Here is a 22,211-nt window from a genome sequence, read left to right on the forward strand (position 1 = left end):
AAAAAAAAGCACACCTCTCAGAAACATCGGGGAAGCGTTGCTGCCGAAGAGGGGTGGAAAACAGGGGGGGGCGGTGACTCCGACGATCCCCCTCCTCCCCCCCCCCACCGCCCCGCTCCGGGCCCTCGGTCAGCGGCCCAGTGCCTTGGCCAGTTGCTGCTTGTTCATCGTCGACCGGCCGTCGATGCCGCGCTTCTTCGCCTCCGCGTAGAGCTGATCCTTCGTCGGCCCCTCGGAACCGCTGTGCGAGCGCTCGCCGCCACGCTGCGGGGCGGACTTCTTGTCCTTGGTGGACGTCTTGCTCGCGGACTTCGACTCGCCGGAGCGAGCCCGCTCCTTGTTCACGGTGCGCGCGGCGATCTCCTTCGCGCGGCCCTCGGAAGTGCCCCGCTTCTCCGCGCCTTCCTTGATGTGCTCGTACTGACGCTCCCGCTTCGAGCTGGAACCTTGCGGCATGACGCTCTCCTTCCACACCGATGGCGGACCGGCCCTTCGACCCCGTCCGCTCGCCACGGGCTTTCCGCGTACCCTCCGGTCGGGCTCTCACCCGGTCCCGATGCGTCCATCCGAAGCGGGGCACGGCACGTGTGCGAGCAGACGGCGCCCGAATGGATGAGGAGGCCGAGCCCCTCCGTCCACGCGTCAGAGCAGCAGCACGATCGCGTAGACGAGGAAGAACGCCGCGATGAGCACCGCGAGGCCGATGACCAAGGTCAGCGGCCCCTTGGCCCAGCCTTTCGGGGGGTTGTGCGTCTCCTCGGGCCCCGCGCCCGGCATGCTGCTCTCGGCCGGCGGGGTCTCCCCCGGAGGCACGCTCCCGCCGGGTTCCAGTCCTGTGGAGTTCCGCGGATCGGGGTCGGGGTCCGGGTCCGGTCGCCGCGGATCGGGAGCCTCGTCCGGGTGCTGGGAGGGAGTCATGGCATCCAAGTTTCCATGTGGTCCGCCTGCTCACCTCTTCAGCAGGGCCGATGTGGGGAGAAGGGGGCGCAGGGTGATCGATAGCCTGCCGGGGAGCGGGTGACGAGGGCTCGGGCCCGAACTCCCCGGATCGCTCCCATGGTTCGTCCTGAGCGTCTCTCAGGGCCCTATGCAGAAACGACGAGGTGAGAGGCACCGTGTTTACGACCCGCCCCACGCTCCAGGGCACCTTCGGCATGGTGTCGTCCACCCACTGGCTCGCCTCGCAGTCCGCGATGGCCGTCCTGGAGGACGGAGGCAACGCGTTCGACGCCGCCGTCGCCGCCGGGTTCGTCCTGCACGTGGTCGAGCCGCATCTGAACGGGCCCGCGGGCGAGGTCCCCGTCATCCTCGCGCCCGCGGGGGGAGAGGTGCGCGTCCTCTGCGGCCAGGGCGTCGCACCCGCGGGCGCGACCGTGGACCACTACCGCTCGCTCGGCCTCGTCCTGGTCCCCGGCACCGGGCCGCTCGCCGCGGCGGTGCCCGGTGCCTTCGACGCGTGGATGCTGCTCCTGCGGGACCACGGCACGAAGTCCCTCGCGGACGTCCTGAAGTACGCGATCGGGTACGCGGAGGACGGGCACGCGCCCGTGGAGCGGGTCTGCGAGACCGTGGAGACGGTGCGGGAACTCTTCGAACGGGAGTGGCCGTCCTCGGCCGATGTCTACCTGCCCGGCGGCAGGCCCCCGCGGCCCGGCGCGCTCTTCCGCAATCCCGCGCTCGCCGCGACGTGGCGGCGGCTCATAGCGGAGGCCGAGGCGGCGGCCGGTGAATCCGGCGGCGCGGCGCGCGTGGCGGAGATCGAGGCCGCGCGCGAGGTGTGGCGCGGCGGATTCATCGCCGAGGCGCTCGTGCGGCAGGCCGGACGGCCGACCATGGACACGAGCGGCGCGCGGCACGTGGGCACGCTCGCGGCGGACGACCTGCGCGGGTGGGAGGCGTCGTACGAGGCTCCCGTCACGTACGACTGGAACGGCTGGACCCTGTGCAAGGCGGGCCCGTGGAGCCAGGGACCCGCGTTCCTTCAGCAGTTCGCGCTGCTGCCGGGGAGCGTCGCGGAGCTCCCGGAGTACGGATCCGCGGAATACGTCCACCTCCTGGTCGAGGGCTGCAAGCTGGCGATGGCGGACCGGGAGGCCTGGTACGGGGACGCGGCGGCGGAGGGCGCGGCCGTGGGCGAGCTGCTGTCGGCCGAGTACAACGCGGAGCGGCGGCGGCTCGTCGGGGAGAAGGCGTCGCGCGACCTGCGGCCCGGAGCGCCCGGCGGGCGCGAGCCGCGGCTCTCCGCGCACGCGCTCGCGGTGGCGGCGGGGGACACGCCGGGGGCGGACGTGTGGGGCGGTACGGCGATGGCGGGGGCGGGGGAGCCGACCGTGGCCGGTGACGGGGGAACCCGCGGCGACACCTGTCACATCGACATCGTCGACCGCTGGGGGAACATGCTGTCCGCCACGCCGAGCGGCGGCTGGCTGCAGTCCAACCCCGTCGTGCCGGAACTGGGCTTCCCGCTGGGCACGCGGCTTCAGATGACGTGGCTGGAGGAGGGGCTCCCGAACTCCCTCACCCCCGGCAGGCGGCCGCGCACGACGCTGTCCCCTTCACTGGCGCTCAAGGACGGGGTGCCCGTGCTGGCCTTCGGCACGCCCGGCGGTGACCAGCAGGACCAGTGGCAGGTCCACTTCTTCCTGGGAGTGGTCATGCGGGACGCGGTGCGCGGCGGACTCGACCTCCAGGGCGCGATCGACGCGCCCAACTGGCACACGGAGGCGTTCCCCGGCTCCTTCCACCCGCGCGAGATGCGGGCGGGCAGCCTCACGGTCGAGTCCCGCACGTCCCCCGAGGTGATCGAGGAGCTGCGGCGGAGGGGGCACGTGGTCACGGTCGGGGGCGCGTGGTCGGAGGGCCGGTTGTGCGCGGTGGCGCGGGAGCCGGGGTCCGGGGTGCTGTCGGCGGCGGCCAATGCGCGGGGGATGCAGGGGTATGCGGTGGGGCGATGAGGTTCCTGGCGGGGCACGCCCCCGGAGGACGGCGCCCCAAGGGTTCGCCCCAGGGGTTCCCCGGGAGTTAACCCCACGTTCGGCTCGGACGTACGGGATGTCAGTGGGGCGTGCTCTCATGGGAGGCATGATCGAAGAGTTTTTGACGCACGGGGTACGCGACGTGGAGGAAGCCCTCCGGAAGGCCGCCGCGGCCGAGGTCACCCCCCGCTTCCGGCAGCTCGCCGAGGGCGACGTCGTGGAGAAGAGCGGCCCGCACGACATGGTGACCGTCGCCGACCGCCGCGCGGAGGAGCAGCTGACCGTCGACCTCGCCGCCCTGCTCCCCGGCTCGGTCGTCGTGGGCGAGGAAGCGGTGCACGCCGACCCGTCGCGTTACGAGGCGATACACGGAGACGCGCCCGTCTGGATCGTCGACCCCGTGGACGGAACGCGCCAGTTCGTGAACGGGAACCCCGGGTTCTGCATGCTGGTCGCCCTCGCGGTGGGCGGCGAGGTGCAGGCCTCGTGGACGTACGCGCCGATGCTGGACGAGATGGCCGTCGCGGTCCGCGGTCGGGGCGCGTGGCTGAACGGGCAGCGGCTGGTGGCGGGCGCGCCCGCGCCCGGCGCCGACGTGGACGTGGCGACCTCCCACCCGGACTTCACCACGGAGGAGCAGAAGCAGGCCCTGCTGGGTCTCGTGACCGACGGTGTGCGCCCGCGGCCCTGCGGATCCGCGGGCCTCGAGTACCTCGCCATCGCCCGGGGCGAGTTGGACGCCATCGCCTTCTCGTGGGAGCTCGCCTGGGACCACGCCGCGGGGCTGCTGCTCGTGGCGGAGGCCGGCGGCGCCGACCTGACGCTCACGGGGGAGCCGTTCCGGATAGGCGGGGGCAACGCCCTGCCGTTCACCGCGGCCCGCGACGCCGCCACGGCCCGCAGGATCGCGGGACTCCTCGCGGCCGGCGCCTGAGGCCGCTCCATCACGGGGCTCCTCGCGGGGCTCCTCGCGGCCCGCACCTGAGAGGGGCTCGAGGGAGGGCGCAGGTCGTCCGTCCTATCCTGGGCGGCAGAGGCTGTCGGCTGACAAAGGAGTCCGGGTGCCGTCGATGCTTGACGCCGTCGTCGTGGGAGCGGGACCGAACGGGCTGACCGCTGCCGTGGAGCTGGCCCGCCGCGGCTTCTCCGTGGCCGTTTTCGAGGCCAAGAGCACCGTCGGGGGCGGGGCGCGCACCCAGGAGCTGACGCTCCCCGGCTTCCGGCACGACCCCTGCTCCGCCGCCCACCCGCTGGGCATCAACTCCCCGGCGTTCCGCGCCATGCCCCTCGACCGGTACGGACTGGAGTGGCTCCAGCCTCCGCTGCCCATGGCCCACCCCTTCCCGGACGGTACCGCCGCCGTCCTGTCCCGTTCCGTCGCCGAGACCGCCGCCTCCTTCGGGCCGCGCGACGCGGGGGCGTACCGCAGACTGATCGAACCCTTCCTGCCCAAGTGGGACACGCTGCTGCGGGACTTCATGTCCCTGCCGATGAGCTCGCTGCCGCGCGACCCCGTGACCCTCGCCCGCTTCGGACTCGCCGGGCTGCCGCCGTCGACGTGGCTGATGCGGCGCTTCCGGGACGACCGGGCCCGCGCGCTGTTCTCGGGGCTCGTCGCACACGTCATCGCGCCGCTCGACGGCATCGTCACGGGCGGCGTCGGCATGGTCTTCGCGCTGGCCGCGCACGCCCGCGGGTGGCCCCTGGCGCGTGGCGGCTCGCAGTCGATCTCCGACGCGCTCGCCGCGTATCTGAAGGACCTCGGCGGCTCCGTCCACACGGACTACGAAGTGAAGCGGCTCGACGACCTGCCGCCCGCCCGCGCCTACGTCTTCGACACCTCACCGACCGCCCTCGCCAGGATCGCGGGGCTCGGCCGTGCGTACGAGGGGTACCGGTACGGCGCGAGCGCCTTCAAGATCGACTACGCGCTCGACGGCCCCGTCCCCTGGACCGCCGAGGAGCCGCGGACCGCGGGGACGGTGCACATCGGCCCCAGCAGCAAGGAGATCGGCGTCGCGCTGCGCGCCGCCTCGCGCGAGGGGCGGGCGCCCGACGCGCCGTTTCTGATCACCGTGCAGCCCAGCGTCGTCGACCCCTCCCGCGCTCCGGCGGGCAAGCACGTCTTCTGGGCGTACGGTCACGTGCCCAACGGCTGGCAGGGCGACCTGACCGACGCCATCGAGCGGCAGCTGGAACGCTTCGCCCCCGGCTTCCGCGACCGTGTCCTCGCCCGCGCCACGGCGGGCCCGCCCGAGCTCGCCGCACACAACGCGAACTACGTGGGCGGCGACATCGCCTGCGGCGCGGCGAGCGGACTGCAACTGATGCTGCGCCCCAAGCTCTCCCTCTTCCCGTACGCGACACCGCACCCCGCCGTATTCATCTGTTCGTCCGCGACGCCTCCCGGCCCGGGGGTGCACGGCATGTCCGGGCACAACGCCGCGAAGGCCGTGTGGCGCATGCTCAGGAGCACACCGTGACCGTGCCGATCACCCTGGTCCAGGGCGACATCACCGCACAGCACGTCGACGCCGTCGTCAACGCCGCGAACTCCTCGCTGCTGGGCGGCGGCGGGGTCGACGGCGCCATCCACCGGCGCGGCGGGCCCGACATCCTCGCCGACTGCCGACGTCTGCGCGCCTCCCACTACGGCAAGGGGCTGCCCACCGGCCGCGCCGTCGCCACCACCGCGGGGCGGCTCGACGCGGGACATGTGATCCACACCGTCGGCCCGGTCTGGTCCGCCACGGAGGACCGCTCCGAGCTCCTCGCCTCCTGCCACCGCGAGTCGCTGCGGGTCGCCGCGGAGCTGGGGGCGCGTACGGTCGCGTTCCCCGCGATCTCCACCGGCGTCTACCGCTGGCCCCTGGAGGACGCGGCGCGCATCGCCGTCGGGGCGGTGCGGGAGGCGGCGGACCCCGAGCGGTTCGACGAGGTGCGGTTCGTGCTGTTCGGGCAGGAGGCGTACGACGCGTTCGCGGCGGCCGCGGGCCGTTAGCGCGCCCCGGTCAGGGCAACGTCGATGTCGGATTTCCGCCAGCCGCGGCCGGGCGGGATCCGCGAAGCTGGGAGCATGCACACCGACACAGAGCGCTGTGTACGCGCCGTTCAGTCGAAGGACGCCCGCTTCGACGGCTGGTTCTTCACGGCCGTCGTGACCACGCGGATCTACTGCCGTCCCAGCTGCCCCGTCGTACCGCCCAAGGCCGAGAACATGACGTTCTACCCGAGCGCCGCGGCCTGCCAGCAGGCGGGGTTCCGGGCCTGCAAGCGGTGCCGGCCGGACAGCAGCCCGGGCTCTCCCGAGTGGAACCAGCGGGCCGACCTCGTCGCCCGCGCGATGCGCCTGATCGGGGACGGCGTCGTCGACCGCGACGGCGTCCCCGGCCTCGCGGCCCGCCTCGGCTACAGCACCCGGCAGGTCGAACGGCAACTGCGCGCCGAACTCGGCGCGGGACCGCTCGCCCTGGCCCGGGCCCAACGCGCCCAGACCGCACGCCTCCTCATCGAGACGACCACGCTGCCCATGGCCGACATCGCCTTCGCCGCGGGATTCGCCTCGATCCGCACCTTCAACGACACGGTGCGCGAGGTCTTCGCCCTGTCCCCGGGCGACCTGCGAGCGCGCACGCCGAAGCGCCTCCCCACCGCGAAACGCAACGCCGCCTCACCCGGCGCCGCGGGTGGCCCAGCGGGCAGTGCCCGGCCCGGTGCCGGGGTTGGAGACCGGCCCGGGGCCGCGCTCGGCGCCGCGGGTGGAGCCTCGCCCGGCGGCGCGGGTGGAGCCTCGCCCGGCGGCGGGAGTGGCGCCCCGGACTTCACTCCGCCCGTCACCGAGAGCGGTGCCCCGGCCTCCGTCCCGCCCGCCTCCGAGAGCGGTGCCCCGGCCTCCGTCCCGCCCGCCACCGAGGGCGGTGCCCCGGCCTCCGTCCCGCCCGCCACCGCAGGCGGCACCCTCACCCTGCGGCTGCCGTTCCGTGCGCCGCTCAACCCCGACAACCTCTTCGGGCACCTCATCGCCACCGCCGTGCCCGGCGTCGAGGAGTGGCGGGACGGGGCGTACCGGAGGACGCTCGACCTTCCCTACGGGCACGGCATCGTCGCGCTCACCCCGCACCCCGACCACATCGGCTGCCGGCTCTCCCTCACCGACCTGCGCGATCTGACCATCGCCATCAGCCGGTGCCGCCGCATGCTCGACCTGGACGCCGATCCGGCCGCCGTGGACGGCCAGTTGAGGGACGACCCGCTGCTCGCGCCGCTCGTCGACAAGGCCCCGGGCCGCCGCGTGCCGCGCACCGTCGACGAGGCCGAGTTCGCCGTCAGGGCCGTCCTCGGCCAGCAGGTCTCCACCGCCGCCGCCCGCACCCACGCCGCCCGGCTCGTCACCGCGCACGGGCGGCCCGTCGAGGACCCCGAGGGCGGGCTCACCCACCTCTTCCCCGCCCCGGAGGAGCTCGCCGCGCTGGACCCCGAGACCCTCGCCCTGCCCCGCAGCCGCCGCGCCACCCTCACCACGCTGGTCCGGCACCTCGCCGACGGCAGCCTCCGCCTCGGCCCGGAGAGCGACTGGGACGAGGCACGTGCCCGCCTCACCGAGCTCCCCGGCTTCGGCCCCTGGACGGTCGAGGTCATCGCGATGCGCGCGCTCGGCGACCCGGACGCGTTCCTCCCCTCCGACCTCGGCATCCGGCGTGCCGCACAGGAGTTGGGGCTGCCGCACACCCCCGCCGCGCTCACCGCGCGCGCCGCGGCCTGGCGACCCTGGCGGGCGTACGCGGTGCAGTACCTGTGGGCCACCGACGCCCACCCCATCAACGTCATCCCCGCATGACATCCCCGCACAGCGGCCTCGCTGAAGGAACGTACCCATGGAACGCCTGCACACCCTCATCGACAGCCCCTACGGCCCCCTCACCCTCGTCGCCACCGACGGCGTCCTCAGCGGCCTCTACATGACCGAACAGCGGCACCGCCCGCCCGAGGAGACCTTCGGCGACCGCGACCCCGCACCCTTCGGCGCGGCGATCGGTCAGCTGGAGGCCTACTTCGCCGGGGAGTTGACGGAGTTCGACGTGCCGCTACGACTCGACGGCACCCCGTTCCAGCGCACGGTCTGGGACGAACTGCGGCGCATCCCTTACGGCGAGACCCGTACGTACGGTGAACTCGCCGAAGCCCTCGGCAAGCCGAACGCCTCACGCGCGGTCGGCCTCGCCAACGGCAAGAACCCCATCGGCGTCATCGTGCCCTGCCACCGCGTCATCGGCGCCAACGGCAGCCTGACCGGGTACGGCGGCGGCCTCGACCGCAAGCAGCGGCTACTCGCCTTCGAGGGTGGGGCGGGGCAGGCGGCCGAGGACGCGCTGTTCTGAGCTCGGCCGCCCCGACGCCCGTTCTCCGGCTGGTCGGCCGCCCCGACGCCCGTTCTCCGGCTGGTCAGCCGACCCGGTGCCCGTCCTCCAGCTCCGCGGGACCGTTGCCGTGCGCCAGTACGTCGAGCGCGGCGGCGACCCGGCGCCCCAGCTCGCCCGGCAGATACTCCGCGAGCTCCTGGGGCGCCACCAGCCGCCACGACAGGAGCTCCTCCTCCTGCAACGTGACCGACTCCAGCTGCGCGGCGCCGAGCACCCCGCCGTCGTACAGGTACGCCACCAGCGGCGGCCGCGGTCGCAGGGGGCCCGGCGGCACCCAGTCCACCGCCAGCAGCGGCCCGGGTTCGACGTCGAGCCCGATCTCCTCGAGGGTCTCCCTGCGCGCGCCCTGCCGCGGTGTCTCACCGGTGTCCGACTCCACGGTCCCGCCCGGCAGCGCCCACCCCTCGCGGTAGTTGGGCTCGACGAGCAGCACCCGGCCCTCCGCGTCGCGGAAGAGCGCGGCGGCCCCGACGAGGACGCGGGGGAGTCCCGCGATGTACGTGGTGTAGTCCTGGATGGTCACGGGGGCAGGGTAGCCGGGGGCGGCGGTCACATCTCGTGGGCCCGCGCGGCCGTCACGACGCGCAGCGTGGCGAGAGTGGCGGGGGCCTGGGGGCCCAGGACCCGTGCGCGTGCCTCGTGGACGGCCGACGCGACCTCGTGGGCCTCGGCCCGGTGCCCGGCGCCGCTGAGCGCGACCGCCAGCTCGTGACCGCTCGCGAGGGTGTCGGGGTGGTCGTCGCCCAGAGCGGACCGACGCCCTTCGTGCGTGGCGCGTGCCTCGGGCACGGCTTCCCGGTGGCGGCCCAGCGCGGCCAGCGCGACGACCAGGTTGTGCCGGCACAGCAGGACGTCGGGGTGCCGCTCGTCCCGGAGGTTCCCCCACAGCCGCAGCACGGTGCGGCAGATCGTGTACGCCTCTTCGTAGCGCCCCAGGTGGTGGAGCACGTAGGCACGCAGCTGGTGCGCGGTCAGGGTGTCGGCGTGCCCCCTGCCGAGTACCGTGTCGCGGCCTGTCGCGCACTCCGAGAAGGATTCCAGCGCTTCGTCGAGGCGGTCGAGGGCGAGTTCCACGCGGCCGATCTCGCAGCGCGTGGTGAGCGCCTGGGGGTGGTCCGGGCCGAGGTGTTCCAGCTCGCGGGCTCTGATCCGCTTCAGGTTGTCGAGGGTGTTGTGCTTGTTCCCCGGGCCGGCGAGGGCCATGACCCGGCGGAAATCCTCCGCGCATCCGGCCTCCTGGGGGAGGCGCCGCGGGAGCGGCAGGCGGAAGGGGACGCCGTGCCGGGGTGCGCGCGAGTGGAAGAGGACCGGGCCGTCGGCCGCGGCGAGGTCGATGCGGAAGTCGAGGTCGACCGGTCCCCGCACGGGCCCCTCGACGAGCAGGAGGTGGATGTCGAGGTCCTCGAGCCAGCCGAGGTCGCTGCCGAGGCTTGGCGCTTCGAGGACCACGATCAGGCTGGTCAGGGCCGGGCGCGGGGCGCCCGCCGCCCGCGCGGCGGCGATGAGTTCGCGGCGACGGGCGCGCTCGGTGTCGAGGGCGGACGCCAGGAGAGGTGCGGCGCCGGTCACGATGTGCGGCAGCGTGCCGGTTCTCGCCGAGAGGAGGAACCGGTCGGTCGAGTCGAGCAGGTGGAAGCGCACCGAGCCCGCCGAGTGCCGTGCGGCGAGCCCGCCGACGATCCCCTCGAGGAGTGCGGAACGGTCGGCGGTCGTGCCCTGGACGACGCCGTGCGGGCCCATGGCGCGGAAGTCCAGGAAGACCTCGGCGCCGTGGGGGTCCAGACCGATGGGCACGGCGAGGGACGCGTCGTCGTCCGGACCGCGCGGCGCGGGGGCCGGGGCGTGTGCGGCGATGTACGCGTCGAAGACGGCGGCGGCCTCGTCCGCGGTGGGCCGCTCGTCGAGCAGGGGCGAGGAGTAGCGCCGCAGCAACGGCGCGAAGGGTTCGGGGACGTCGCCGCCCGCCGCGCTCAGCAGGGTCAGGCCCAGCTTGGAGATGTCGTGCGCGACGCCGTCGGTGTGCTCCTGCACGCACCAGCCGGTCACGCACACATCGTCCCCGGCGAGCAGCACTCGGTTCGGTGTCAGGTCGCCGTGCAGGAATCCCCGTACATGGGCGTCCGCGAGCGCTGTCGCGATGCCACGGCCGAGCAGCGCGAACTCCAACGGGTCGGTGAACCAGCGGCTGTCCGGGCCGGTGCTCGTGAGGCTCGGAGTGGGCAGCCCGTCCGTCAGTTGGAGTTCGCACGCCAGCCAGGACGGCTCCGGGCCCGCGTCGACATCGACGAGCCGGGGCGCCCGTACGCCGCGCAGCATGCGCAGCACCTCGGCCTGCCGGGGCAGGGAGGCCCGGCGCGTGGAACCGGACCGGACGAGCCTGAGCGCGGCGACCTCTCCCTGCCCGCGCCGCCCGAGGAACATCCCGTCGGTCGTCCGCGCGTCGACGTGCCGGGCGAACAGCCTCCAGGGACCCGCCTGTCGGGGGTTCTCCGGTTGCAGGGACCGCCACGGCGAGCCCGGGGCGTCGACGTACGCGGGAAGTCCGGGGTCGGCGGCCGGCGTGAGCGTCGTCCCCGTCGTGCCGACCCCCAGCCTCCGCAGCAGCCGGGTGTCGACCCAGCCGAACGGCCGCCCCTCGCGCCCGGCCCGCTCCGACCCGTCCGGGTGGGCGAGCCAGGCGGGGAAGTTGGCGGACCGGCCGGCCAGTTCACCCAGGCGGTCCGTCACCGCCCGGCTGGTGCGCAGCAGTTCGCGGACCGGGGCGGTGCCCAGGAGGATGTCGCGGACGCCGGTCGTGACGTCGTAGCTCCGGTGCTGCGGCGCGAGAGCGGTGTCGCCGTCGCAGCGCCGCAGCAGACCGCTGAGGAAAACCTCGGCCAGGTGCCCGGTCGTCACGTCCGGGCCGAGCGCGTCCCGCACCAGGCGCATCACCGGCACGGACACCGGCGCGACGGCGGCGAGGTGGGCGGCGAGGCGGTACGCCTCCGGGGAGGCCGTCTCCCTGAACCGCAACACCCGTCGCTGCGTGTCCGGTTCGGGCGGCGGCTCCGGGGCCGCGGGGAGGGGAGCACGCAGCAGCGGCAGCACGGCGCTCGCCCCGGGGGAGGCGAGGAGGTCCGCCCAGGCGCCGACCGCCCCCGGCTCCGGCGCGAGCACGGGGACCGCCACGTCGTCGAACGCGGCGACCCCGGGCGGCAGCACCGGATCCGCCACCTCCCAGGCGAGGTTGGGCGCGCCGCGCCGTCTGCTGGTGATCCGCCAGGGTTCGGCCCGGATGCCGGAGCCGTCCCAGAGGTGCGGGGGCAGGGCGTGCAGCACCGCGGTCGGGCCGCACCGCCCCCACTGGTCGAGGAGCGCACGCATGCGCCCGTCGTGCCAGGCGGCGCCGACGCCGTCGCTGAGCACCAGGATCAGCGTGTTGCCGCCGGGATCCGTCGCGGTGGCGGGCGGGAGTACGGCGGTGCCGGCCGTGAAGGGGCGCCGGCCGAGCAGCGGGGCCCCGGGGCTGCGGGTGTCCAGGCCGTGCACGCGTACGTCACGGAAGGCACCGCTGCGTTCCAGGAGCAGCCGCGTCTCCAGGGCGAGCTGCTGCCACAGGAGCATGGAGGCACCGTCGTCGACGAGCAGCGTCAGGTTCAGCCAGCGGGCCCGGGCGGGGCGCAGCACGGCGTCGGTGAGACCGCTGTGGGCCGTCGATTCGGCGGTGGCCGTCTCGTCGAGCTCCCACCGCCCGTGGTCGGCCACGGTCTGCTTCAACGGTCGCAGCGCCCGCGCGAGTTGCAGCTGCCGGGAGCCGGTGGCGCGGGTGCCGGGCGTGCGTACGGGCAGCACGTTGACGGCGCCGGCGCCGGCGCCGTGCCGCGGGCCGGGGGCCGCGCCGCCGAACAGCGGGGAGCGGGCCGGGGCCGTCGTGCGGCGGGCCACCGCACCGGCGGGTCTGCCGCGTGCGGTCCGTGCGTCCTGGTCCGTGAGCGGTTCGTCGGCGTCGGGGCGCGCCGCGGGCACGTCCTCGACCGGGTCCCGCGGACGCGGAGCCGTCCGGTCGGCCTCCCGTTCCCCGGGCCGCTCCTCGGCCCGCGGCAGCCACCCGGCATCGTCGTCGTCGGCCCCTTGGCCGGGCGCGGCCGCCCGCGCCGCCCGTGCCAGGACGCTCGACGCTCCCTCGGGCAGCCGTGCCGCCAGCCACAGCGCGTCGAGGAGCTCCTCCCGCGCGAGGCCGACGCCGCCCTCCGCGAACACCGCGAGCGCCCGGCGCAGCCGCTCGGCGGGGTCCTCGCCCCGCACGCCTACACCACCCCGCCCAGCCGGTGGAGCACCGCGTCGAGCAGGGCGCCCGGCGGCAGGTCGAGACCGCCCTTGCGCAGGAACACGGCGTTCAGGAGCTGGTCGGTGGCCAGCTCGCCGGGCGCGCGGCGGCCCAGGAAGGCGTGCAGGAGGTCGTCGACGCCGTCGAGGGCCGCGTCGCCGAGGTGTGCCGCGACGATGTCGCGCAGCCGCTGCTCGTCGGGCTCGGCCAGGTCCAGGCGGACGCAGCGGCGCAGGAACGCGGGCGGGAACTCGCGCTCTCCGTTGCTGGTGATGACCACCACAGGGAACTCGGAACAGCGCACCCTGCCCCGCGTCACGGGCGCCCGCACCTGCGGGTCCGCGGTCAGGACGTCGACCCGGGCCCGGTCGTCGGGCAGCCTGGCCAGCTCCGGGATCTCGAACTCGCCCTCCTCGAAGACGGTCAGGAGGTCGTTGGGCAGGTCCACGTCCCCTTTGTCGAGCTCGTCGACGAGGAGGACGCGCGGCCGCTCGCTGGGGACCAGCGCGGTGCCGAGCGGTCCGAGGCGGACGTACGAACCGATGTCGGGGTCCTCACCCGCGCCGTCGGCACCGGTGGTCTCGCGGCGCAGGTTGGACTCGCGCAGGCGGCCGATCGCGTCGTAGCCGTAGAGGGCGTCGCGCAGCGTCGAGCGGCTGTTGACCGGCCACGTCAGCACCCGCCCCAGCGTCAGTTCGTGCGCCACTGCGTGGGCCAGGGAGGACTTGCCGGTGCCGGGGTGGCCGGTGACCAGGAGCGGGCGGCGCAGCAGCAGCGCGGCGTTGACCACCTCCGACTCGTCGGGCCCGATGAGATACGGGCGGGGCCGGGGCGTGCCGTTTTCGGGGGTGAAGCGGCGCCACGGCGGGGGCTCGGGAAAGTCGACGTGCCGGGCGTCGCCGTCTCCGCGGAACAGCCGCCAGTCGCCCTGCCCGGGCGTGGGGGATGTCTGGGATGCCGTCATGAACTGCGTGCTCCTTCGTCGGAAAGCGGGCGCGTCGCGTCGGGGTCCGTGAGCCTCGGCTCCTGGTCTGTGCCCGTGCGGTCCTGCCACGCGAGGTCCTCCCACACCAGGGAGGGGCGCACGGGGAGTCCCGCGGAGTCCGGCAGCGCCGAGGCCCTGAACCGGTGCACCCGGTAGGGGAGTTCCTGCAGCCGCCCGGTGGGCGCCAGGGGATCGAGGCGGTGGGCGTGGTCGTGGTCCTCCGCCTCACGGTCCCAGAGGACCACCGGCACGCCGAGGGCCAGGCAGAGGTCGAGCAGCTGGGCGCGGAGCGCGGGCGGCCCGTGCAGGACGACGTGGTTGGCGTCCCGGTGGCTGGAGTTGAGCAGCGCGGCGACCTGCCGACCGTCCGCGCAGCTCGGGTCGATGACCAGCACTCTGCCGTGCCCGTCGCCCCACCGCCGGCGGTGCTCCACCTCCCGGCGGGGCACGCGGCGGCTCATCTCCGGGCAGCGCAGCGTGAGCGGGAAGGAGGCGCCGAGGGGGAGGCTCGGTACGAACTCGTTGGGGCTGCCCGCGTCCCATTCGTCGACGGGCAGGTGGAGCCCCGCGCGGTCGACCTCGATGTCCACGGCGGGCAGCCCGTCGCCGGACCGCTCGGCGCCCTCGCGGATCAGCGCGCCGACCTGCTCCGGTGACAGGGGCGCGTCCCCCGCGGCGGTCTCCAGGCGGCGCACCGAGCCGTCCGCGTGCTGCTGCCAGAGCCTGCACCGGTACCGTGCGGCGGCCTCCGTGCCCTCGCCCTCCGGTTCGCTCCTGGTGATCCTGGCGAGCAGGCGGGTGACCGGCGCCGTCCGCGCGTCCGCCCAGTGCGCGGCGTCGGCCCTGCGCTGGTCGCGTGCCGCGGGGTGCACGCCGAGCCGGGTGCAGACCCGCTCGGTCCAGCGGCCGAGACCCTCGCCGAGGGGGCCGCCCGCGGCCGCGGCGATGAACTCCACCAGGTGGACGAGTGCGGGCACGCGGGGTGTCCCCGCCGGCACGCTGCCGCCGTCCTGGTACTCCTCGAGGTCCGCGATGATCTGCGCCAGCGCCTCGGGCGGCAGCCGTGCGGTGCACAGGGCCGCGGGGAGCGGTGTGTAGCGCAGCGCCTCCTGGGCCGCGCGGGCGGGCAGTGTCGGGTCGGTGAGGACGACGAGCTCCAGCTGCCGTACCAGGAAGGCGTGTTCACCGCGGGAGAGCAGGCCCGCCGCGTCGACGGCCCGGCCGGTGCCGAGGAGCGCGGTGAGCCGGTCGGGGCGCGCGCCGCGGGGCCCGGCGGTGAGCAGGGACTCGCTGAGCGTGGGCAGGGCGCGGTGCCGGGTCAGCAGGACGTCGGTCAGCTCCTCGACGGTGGGCGCCGACCCGTCCCCCGGCGCGGCGAGGCCCAGTTCGTCGGCGAGCCGCCGCGCGTGCTCGGCGCGTGCCGTCGGCTCGGGCAGCAACGACCGCAGCAGGTCGCTCAGTTCGGCGGCCACCGGATCGTCCTGCGGTGCGGGCCGCGCGGTGCGGCAGTCCGCCACGACCTCGCCCGCCCCGGCCGCGTACAGCTGTTCCCGCACCGCCTGCCAGGGCAGGGCCCAGGTGCGCCGCAGCGTCCGGCCGGGGTGGGCGGGGGCGTCCGGCTGCCCGAGCTGTCCGACGACGATGCCGGTCGCGCTGTCCCCCGCGTCGGTCCACAGCGGGCCGCCGCTGAACCCGGGGCCGATCGCGGCACCCGACAGCGGCCCGTCCAGGTAGCCGACGTGGCCGTCGAGCAGCTTGAGGACCGTGTCCGCGAAGGTGATCGGATCCCCGCAGCCGTGCCAGGCCCGCAGCGACTGGCCCTCCGTCATCTCCGTCCATACGACGGGGGTGATGCCCGCGGGCGCCGGCTCGGAGAGGAGCAGCACGCACAGGTCCCCCTGCCAGGCCGCGGTGGAGTGCCGGGGCGGCACCCACACCTCTATCTGTGCCTTGATCCGTACCGTACGCCGGGCGAATCCGACCTGGAGCACCTCGTGCGCGGGTCTCGTTCCGCTCAACGGGGGCCGGCCCAGCGCCTCGTTGACCACGTGCGCACAGGTCAGCACCCGACCGGGCGAGAGCAGCGCGGCCGCGCCCACGGCCGTGTCGCCGTGCGGCCCGAGCACCGCGACGACCTGCGGTGCCCGGGTCCCCCTGAACCACCCCACGGCTACGGCCCGGTGGCGCCGCCGGGCGTCCCGTCGGCTCCCGCGCCCGGCTCTTCCGTACGCCGCCACGTCGCCGACACCGTCATGGTGGCCGCCCCCTTCACCCCCGCGATGCCGAGCTTGAGGTCCTTGCCCACCTCGATGCCGAAGTCGACCGTGAACTCCGCGGGCGGGTGCGCGGCCCGGGACACCGACGCGTGCACCTCGTCGAGGAGTGGACCGAGCGGCCGCAGCGTGGCCCGCAGCGCGTCGGCGGCGAGGGCCGTGACCCGCCCGCCGGCGGAGACGGCGCCGGGGACGCCGAACTCCGGTGGCAGGTCGCCGGATTCGGGGGCCTGCCCCACGTCGGCGAGCTCGACGCGCAGCGCGGCCCCGGCCAGGTCGAGTTCCAGGTACTCAGGCATGGGATCATTGTGCGGCCAACGCGGCCGCGTATGACGCCGGTTCACTCAACCCGCACCCCGACCCACCACGCGGAACGGCGGGCGGGGACGGCGGACCGGTCAGTCGCCGTCCTGGCCGCGGGACCTGGCGATCCGGCGGAGCCGGTGGTGCCGGTCCGGTGTCTGCTCGGTGATCGCCTCGCCGACCATCGTGCGCACCGCGTTCCGCAGTCCGTGCAGCGCGTGGCCGCGCGCGGGGCCCGCGCCCGGGTCCTGGCGCAGCTCCTTCAGGAGGGCCCAGCACAGCGTCAGCATCACCACGACGAACGGCAGTGCCACCAGGATCGTCGCGCTCTGCAGCGAGTCCAGACCGCCCGCGACCAGGAGTACCGCCGCCACCGCCGCCATGAGGACGCCCCAGGTGACGACCAGCCAGGTCGGCGGGTGCAGGGATCCGCGGCTGCTGAGCGAGCCCATCACCAGTGACGCGGAGTCGGCGCTCGTGACGAAGTACGTCATCACGAGGAGCATCGCGACCCACGACGTGACGGTGCCGAGCGGCAGCGCGTCCAGCATCGCGAAGAGCGAGGACTCCGCCCCCTCCTCGACCTTCGCCGCCATGTCGACCTTGCCGGTCGCGTCGAGCCGGATGCCGGTGCCGCCCATCACGCAGAACCACACGACGGTCGCGCCGCTCGGCACGAGGAGCACGCCGATCAGGAACTCGCGGATCGTCCGGCCGTGCGAGATGCGGGCGATGAACGTGCCGACGAAGGGGGCCCAGGACAGCCACCACGCCCAGTAGAAGATCGTCCAGGAACCGAGCCAGCCGCTGTCGGTGAAGGCGCCGGTGCGCGAGGCCATCGGGAGCAGCTGGTGGAGGTAGCCGCCGACGCTCGCCGGGATCGCGTCCAGGATGTAGACGGTCGGCCCGAGGACGAAGACGAACAGCATCAGGCAGGCGGCCAGCATGATGTTGAGGGTGCTGAGCCACTTCACGCCCTTGTGCACCCCGGAGAAGGCCGACAGCACGAAGGCGGCGCCGAGCGAGACGATGATGATGAGCTGGAGGGTGGTCGAACTCTCCACGCCGGTGGTGAGGTTGAGTCCCGTGGCGACCTGGAGCGCGCCGACGCCGAGGCTGGTCGCCGTGCCGAAGACGGTGGCGAAGACCGCGAGCAGGTCGATGATCCTGCCGGGCAGGCCCGCCGCCCGCCGGGCACCGAGGAGCGGTACGAAGACCGAGCTGAGCCGGTTGCCGCGGCCCTTGCGGAAGCCCGCGTAGGCGAGGGCGAGGCCCACGATGCCGTAGATCGCCCAGGGTGTCAGCGTCCAGTGGAAGAAGGAGTACTCCAGGGCGGTGCGGGCCGCGCCGCCGGAGCGGGGCGCGGCGCCCGAGGAGGGCGGGGGGTCCAGGTAGTGGGTCAGGGGCTCACCGACGCCGTAGAACATCAGGCCGATGCCCATGCCCGCGCTGAACATCATCGCGATCCACGCGAGGTTCGTGAACTCGGGTCGCGCGTCGTCCGTGCCCAGCCGGATCCGGCCGAAGCGGCTCAGCGCGAGGACCACGCACAGGACGAGGAAGACGTCCGCGGCGATCACGAAGAGCCAGGCGAAGTTGTCGAGGACCCAGCCGAGCGCGCTGTCGGAAGCGCGGTCGAAGGACCGCTTGCCGAGCGCGGCCCAGGCGACCACCCCGAGCACCGCGGCGACGCCGACGCCGACCACCAGGTAGTCGGGGGTGCCGTCCGGGGGTGACCCGTCCGCGGAGTCCCGGCCGCCCGGGGGAGGGCCCGCCGGACCGTCACCGGGTCGGGACTGATCGATCATTTCCGTACTCATGGCGCACCACTATGGTGCGGTATCGGGGGATTTTGCGTCGGGCCACGCCGTCTCACGTCCCGGCGGCCATGGGCAGCGGCCCCTGTCTGCGGTTATGGTCGCAGCGGCGCGACTGCCTTGACGCGAGCAAGGCCCGGAAAGCAAGGGGAATGCAAGGTGGCGGACGCTGCAAGCACGGCGGGACACGAGCGGCAGGCGCAGCGCGTGCTCATCGCCGCGGACAAGTTCAAGGGCTCGCTCACGGCCGTGCAGGTCGCCGAGCGGGTGACGGCCGGGCTCCACCGGGTCGCCCCCGGCGTCGCGGTCGAGGCGCTGCCGGTCGCCGACGGCGGCGACGGCACGGTCGCCGCGGCCGTCGCGGGCGGCTTCGAGCGCCACGAGGTGCGCGTCACGGGACCGCTCGGCAACGAGGTGACGGCGGCGTACGCGCTGAAGGACGGCACCGCCGTGGTGGAGATGGCCGAGGCCTCGGGCCTCCAGCTGCTCCCCGAGGGCGTCTTCGCGCCGCTCACGGCCACGACGTACGGATCCGGAGAGCTGATCCGCGCGGCGCTCGACGCGGGCGCCCGCACCATCGTCTTCGGCGTCGGCGGGAGCGCCACGACCGACGGCGGCGCCGGCATGCTGGCGGCGCTCGGCGCACGCTTCCTGGACGCCGGGGGCGAGCCCGTCGCGCCCGGCGGCGGCCCGCTGAAGGACCTGGCCACCGCCGACCTGTCGGGCCTCGACCCGCGTCTGAAGGACGTCGAGACCGTGCTCGCAAGCGACGTCGACAACCCGCTGACCGGGCCGAAGGGCGCCCCCGCGGTCTACGGACCGCAGAAGGGCGCCGACCCGGCTGACGTCGCCGCGCTGGACGCCGCGCTCGCCCACTACGCCACGGTCCTGGAGAAGGCGATCGGCCCCAAGGCCGCGGAGTACGCGCAGTCGCCGGGCGCCGGCGCCGCGGGCGGCATCGGGTACGGCGCGCTGGTCGGTCTCGGGGCGGGCTTCCGGCCCGGCATCGAGGTCATGCTCGACGTGCTCGGCTTTGCGCCCGCCCTGGAGCGGGCGACGCTCGTCATCACCGGTGAGGGCTCACTCGACGAGCAGACCCTGCACGGCAAGGCACCGGCGGGCGTGGCCGCCGCCGCGCGGGCCGCGGGGATCGAGGTCGTCGCGGTCTGCGGCCGCCTCGCGCTCGCCCCCGAGGCGCTCGGCAGGGCGGGCATCCGCCGCGCGTACGCCCTGACCGACGTCGAGCCGGACGTGGCGCGGTGCATCGCCGAGGCGGGCCCGATCCTGGAGACGGTGGCGGAGGGCATCGCCCGCGACTTCCTCGCCTGAGTCCGGACGCGTCCACCCCGCACCTGACATCCCCACCCGTGTCGAACAGGGAACGTGATCGTTTCTTCTCTACGTGAGAAGGAGTCGATCTTGACCGGGTGGGCACGGCTCGGCGGCGGTCTCGGCATCGTCGTGAGCCTGTGCCCGGTGCCGGGTCTTACCGTTGACGCGCGGGTCGGCGCGCACGTGGACACGTACGCGGGGGCGCTCGACGCGGTCCTTTCGGAGCGGCTTGAGATCTGCCGCGAGGACCGCCCGGGCGCGCCCGGCGACGCCGACACCGTGCCGGAGCGGCATCCCCGGCCCGGCCCGGCGATCCCGGGCCCGAAAGCGGCCCCCCGCGCGTCCCGGACCCCCGCCGACCGCCCGGCCCCGCGCCCCGCCCCCGCACCCTCGGCGCACCCCGCCCCCGCACCCCCGGCGCGCCCCGCCGACCGCCCGCCCCGCGCCGCGCCCCGCGTACGGGAACTCCACGTCCCCGTACGCCTGGAGTCCCGCCCGGCGCGCCCCGCACCCAGCTCACCGCCCCGGCCCTCCCTCTCGGCACCCGGCTACCGCCCCGCCGAGGAGCCCGAGCGCGAGGGCGGGCGGTCCATGGTCACCACCACGATGGTCGTCACCACTCCCGCGGTCCTCGCCGCCGCCCTGCTGCGCCCCCGCTCCCGCTCCGCCGCGTCCGGTACGTCCGGCGCCCGTTCCCGCCCCACCCCGCCCTCCGGAGGCCCCTCGTGACGGAATGGTTCGTACTCGGTCTTGCCATGGTGCTGGCCTGCGCGATCGTGCTGGCCGTGACCGTGCTCAGACACCGCCGGGTGCCCGAGGACGACGACACCAGCGAGACGCCGGACGTCCTCGAGTACATGGTGATGATGGTCGGCGTCGTGTACGCGATCGTCCTCGGCCTCGCCATCGCCGGTGTCTGGGAGGCCCGCGGAGCCGCCCAGGACGGCACCCGCGACGAGGCGCAGGCCCTGCACGAGATCAGCAGGCGCGTGCAGGTCTACCCGGCGGACGCGCGGAAACGCATCGAGCACGACGTACGGCGCTACAGCGAACACGTGACCACCGTCGAGTGGCCGCACATGATCGAGGAGCACCGGCTCACGGACCGGGGCGGCGAACTCCTCGACACGCTGCGCCGGGACATCGCCCGGCGCCCGCCCGCGAGCGAACTGGAGGCGCAGACCTACCAGCCGCTCCTCGACCAGGTGGCCGCCGCCGACGAGGCGCGCAGGACGCGGGCCGACAACGCGGAGGAGACCCTGCCCGGCGTGGTCTGGTTCGGCCTCGTCGCCGGCGCGTTCGTCACGGTCGGACTGATCTTCACGCTGCAGATCAGACGCTCGTCCAGGGAGCTGCTGCTCGCCGGGACCTTCAGCGCCCTGATCGCCTTCCTCCTCTTCCTGGTCTGGAACTTCGACGCGCCGTTCGGCAGGACGGCGACGGAGACGACGACTGCCTTCCAGGACCTGATCAGCGCGTGAACCGCCGTATCCGGCAAGGACGTTCAAGCCGGGCGGGCCCCGTGCGACTGCCCCTGCGCGAGCCGGTGCGCCTCCACCGCGAGTGACACCTCCACCAGGTCCCGGGGGCGGGCCAGCGAGCGCGAGGTCAGCTGTTCCAGGCGGCGCAGGCGGTTGAACACGGTGTTGCGGTGGCAGTACAGGCGCCCGGCCGCCCGCCCCGCCGAACCCTCGCACGCCAGCCAGGCGTCCAGCGTCTCCAACAGCACGGCCCGGTCGGCCGGTTCGAGGGCGAGGACCTCGCCGAGGACCTCCGACACGAGCCGCCCCGCCAGCTCCGGCTGGCTCACCACGAGGGCCGTCGGCATCCGCTGGTCGAGCCGGACGATGCCGGTCGCGTCCGGCGGACACGTGCGCAGCGCGAGCTCCGCGAGCCGTCGCGCGTGGCCGAGCTCCGCGAGCCCGGCCACGACGGGGCTGATGCCGCCCGGCCCCGGGCACCGCCCGTCGAGCAGCAGGGCCAGGCCGTCGAGACCTTCGTCCGCGCCGAGCGCGACCACGCCGACCTCACAGTCCGTCCGCATCCGCCAGATGAAACGGAACCCCGCCCGCTGGAGCTGCCGGTGGAACGCCTCGCGCCCGTCGCGCCGCTCCGCGCGGAGCACGACCACCGCGTACGGGCCGTGCTCGGGCAGATCGAGACCGGCGGCGGCGCGCGCGGCGAGGCCAGGCGCGGACCGGCCCTCGAGAAGGGCGTCGAGCAGCGCCTGCAACTGCTCGTCGGTGCGCCGCCGCAACTCCAGCTCCGTCGCGCGGTACGCGTCGGACGCCACGGCGGCCTGCGCGTCCACCGCCGACCACACCATCGTCGCCGAACGCATCAGGACCGCGAGCTTCTCCGGCTCCTTGCCGACGGTGCCCTCCAGGAGCGAGTCCCACACGAGGTAGCCCGCGTTGCGGTACGAGTGCACCAACAGGTCGAGGGGCAGCCCCTGTTGGGCACGGCGCCGGCCCGCCTCCTCCGCGTACTCCAGGTCGCGGCGCGGCGAGGCACGCGGGGCCGAGATGGCCTCGATGCCGATCCGCATGGCTTCCTCGGCCTCCCGCCACTGCACGTCGTACGGCAGGACGCTCCCGTACACCGACGAGTGCTCGCCGAGCTGCCGCAGATGCTGGTCGACCAGCTCGGGCACCCGTGGCAGGAGTGCCGTGCACGCCTCCTTGAGGAGCTTCCAGTCGTGTCCGGTCCGAGGCCTGCGTCCGTTCGCGAGCCCGCTCATCGTTCCCCCCGTCGCCGCGCGCCAGGGCGCCGTCGGCACGGCGCTGCTGGGGAGGATGCC

The 22,211-nt window shown here is 74.6% G+C and carries 18 protein-coding genes; 9 read left to right on the forward strand and 9 right to left on the reverse strand.

The window, feature by feature from the left end:
• Positions 1 to 129: 129 nt before the first annotated feature.
• A complete protein-coding gene (locus AC07DO_RS29055; protein WP_479063681.1) occupies positions 130 to 456 on the reverse strand; it encodes a plasmid stabilization protein in 327 nt (108 codons plus the stop codon).
• A 186-nt stretch (positions 457 to 642) separates the two neighbouring features.
• The gene (locus tag AC07DO_RS29060; RefSeq protein ID WP_479063682.1) at positions 643 to 918 is read right to left on the reverse strand and encodes a DUF6480 family protein; all 276 of its coding nucleotides are present in this window, start codon (positions 916 to 918) and stop codon (positions 643 to 645) included.
• Between the two features lie 197 nt (positions 919 to 1,115).
• Here AC07DO_RS29060 and AC07DO_RS29065 point away from each other — a divergent pair, with 197 nt between their 5' ends.
• From AC07DO_RS29065 to AC07DO_RS29090, 6 genes are all read left to right on the forward strand, one after another.
• Positions 1,116 to 2,954 (forward strand): gamma-glutamyltransferase family protein, encoded by a 1,839-nt coding sequence (locus AC07DO_RS29065; protein WP_479063683.1) that lies wholly within the window; start codon positions 1,116 to 1,118, stop codon positions 2,952 to 2,954.
• Between the two features lie 127 nt (positions 2,955 to 3,081).
• Positions 3,082 to 3,909 carry an inositol monophosphatase family protein gene (locus tag AC07DO_RS29070; protein ID WP_479063684.1) on the forward strand — a complete coding sequence of 276 codons (828 nt, stop codon included), beginning with the start codon at positions 3,082 to 3,084 and terminating at the stop codon, positions 3,907 to 3,909.
• 136 nt (positions 3,910 to 4,045) lie between these two features.
• Positions 4,046 to 5,458 (forward strand): phytoene desaturase family protein, encoded by a 1,413-nt coding sequence (locus AC07DO_RS29075; protein WP_479064175.1) that lies wholly within the window; start codon positions 4,046 to 4,048, stop codon positions 5,456 to 5,458.
• Positions 5,455 to 5,976: an O-acetyl-ADP-ribose deacetylase gene (locus AC07DO_RS29080; protein ID WP_479063685.1), complete on the forward strand. Its 522-nt coding sequence runs from the start codon at positions 5,455 to 5,457 to the stop codon at positions 5,974 to 5,976. Before AC07DO_RS29075 ends, AC07DO_RS29080 begins: the two co-directional genes overlap by 4 nt.
• A 75-nt stretch (positions 5,977 to 6,051) precedes the next feature.
• On the forward strand, positions 6,052 to 7,812 hold the full coding sequence (locus AC07DO_RS29085; RefSeq protein WP_479063686.1) for a DNA-3-methyladenine glycosylase 2 family protein: 1,761 nt from the start codon (positions 6,052 to 6,054) through the stop codon (positions 7,810 to 7,812).
• 37 nt (positions 7,813 to 7,849) lie between these two features.
• Positions 7,850 to 8,353, forward strand: a complete 504-nt coding sequence (locus tag AC07DO_RS29090; RefSeq protein WP_479063687.1) for a methylated-DNA--[protein]-cysteine S-methyltransferase — start codon at positions 7,850 to 7,852, stop codon at positions 8,351 to 8,353.
• Between the two features lie 64 nt (positions 8,354 to 8,417).
• On the opposite strand, the gene AC07DO_RS29095 is transcribed toward AC07DO_RS29090, so the two are convergent.
• The 6 genes from AC07DO_RS29095 to AC07DO_RS29120 form a co-directional block, all read right to left on the reverse strand.
• Entirely contained in the window at positions 8,418 to 8,918 is a 501-nt protein-coding gene (locus AC07DO_RS29095) for an NUDIX domain-containing protein (RefSeq protein ID WP_479063688.1), read from the reverse strand.
• A 26-nt stretch (positions 8,919 to 8,944) separates the two neighbouring features.
• Positions 8,945 to 12,679: an SAV_2336 N-terminal domain-related protein gene (locus AC07DO_RS29100; protein WP_479063689.1), complete on the reverse strand. Its 3,735-nt coding sequence runs from the start codon at positions 12,677 to 12,679 to the stop codon at positions 8,945 to 8,947.
• Between the two features lie 2 nt (positions 12,680 to 12,681).
• Positions 12,682 to 13,665, reverse strand: coding sequence for an AAA family ATPase (locus AC07DO_RS29105; RefSeq protein WP_479063690.1), 984 nt, complete (start codon positions 13,663 to 13,665; stop codon positions 12,682 to 12,684).
• Positions 13,662 to 15,812, reverse strand: a complete 2,151-nt coding sequence (locus tag AC07DO_RS29110; protein ID WP_479063691.1) for a VMAP-C domain-containing protein — start codon at positions 15,810 to 15,812, stop codon at positions 13,662 to 13,664. The genes AC07DO_RS29105 and AC07DO_RS29110 overlap by 4 nt, the downstream gene beginning before the upstream one ends.
• Positions 15,813 to 15,856: 44 nt before the next feature.
• Positions 15,857 to 16,258 carry a CU044_2847 family protein gene (locus tag AC07DO_RS29115; protein ID WP_479063692.1) on the reverse strand — a complete coding sequence of 134 codons (402 nt, stop codon included), beginning with the start codon at positions 16,256 to 16,258 and terminating at the stop codon, positions 15,857 to 15,859.
• Between the two features lie 99 nt (positions 16,259 to 16,357).
• Positions 16,358 to 18,082: a BCCT family transporter gene (locus AC07DO_RS29120; protein WP_479063693.1), complete on the reverse strand. Its 1,725-nt coding sequence runs from the start codon at positions 18,080 to 18,082 to the stop codon at positions 16,358 to 16,360.
• 156 nt (positions 18,083 to 18,238) lie between these two features.
• Between AC07DO_RS29120 and AC07DO_RS29125 the strand changes: the two genes are divergently transcribed.
• From AC07DO_RS29125 to AC07DO_RS29135, 3 genes are all read left to right on the forward strand, one after another.
• Positions 18,239 to 19,408, forward strand: a complete 1,170-nt coding sequence (locus AC07DO_RS29125; protein WP_479063694.1) for a glycerate kinase — start codon at positions 18,239 to 18,241, stop codon at positions 19,406 to 19,408.
• Between the two features lie 90 nt (positions 19,409 to 19,498).
• A complete protein-coding gene (locus tag AC07DO_RS29130) occupies positions 19,499 to 20,140 on the forward strand; it encodes a hypothetical protein (RefSeq protein ID WP_479063695.1) in 642 nt (213 codons plus the stop codon).
• Complete coding sequence (locus tag AC07DO_RS29135) at positions 20,137 to 20,892, forward strand: bestrophin-like domain (RefSeq protein ID WP_479063696.1); 756 nt, start codon at positions 20,137 to 20,139, stop codon at positions 20,890 to 20,892. Before AC07DO_RS29130 ends, AC07DO_RS29135 begins: the two co-directional genes overlap by 4 nt.
• Before the next feature lie 23 nt (positions 20,893 to 20,915).
• Here the strand turns inward: AC07DO_RS29135 and AC07DO_RS29140 are convergent, their stop codons facing one another.
• Positions 20,916 to 22,151: a PucR family transcriptional regulator gene (locus AC07DO_RS29140; RefSeq protein ID WP_479063697.1), complete on the reverse strand. Its 1,236-nt coding sequence runs from the start codon at positions 22,149 to 22,151 to the stop codon at positions 20,916 to 20,918.
• Positions 22,152 to 22,211: the final 60 nt, after the last annotated feature.

This window comes from Streptomyces sp. NPDC045678, from assembly GCF_056432085.1.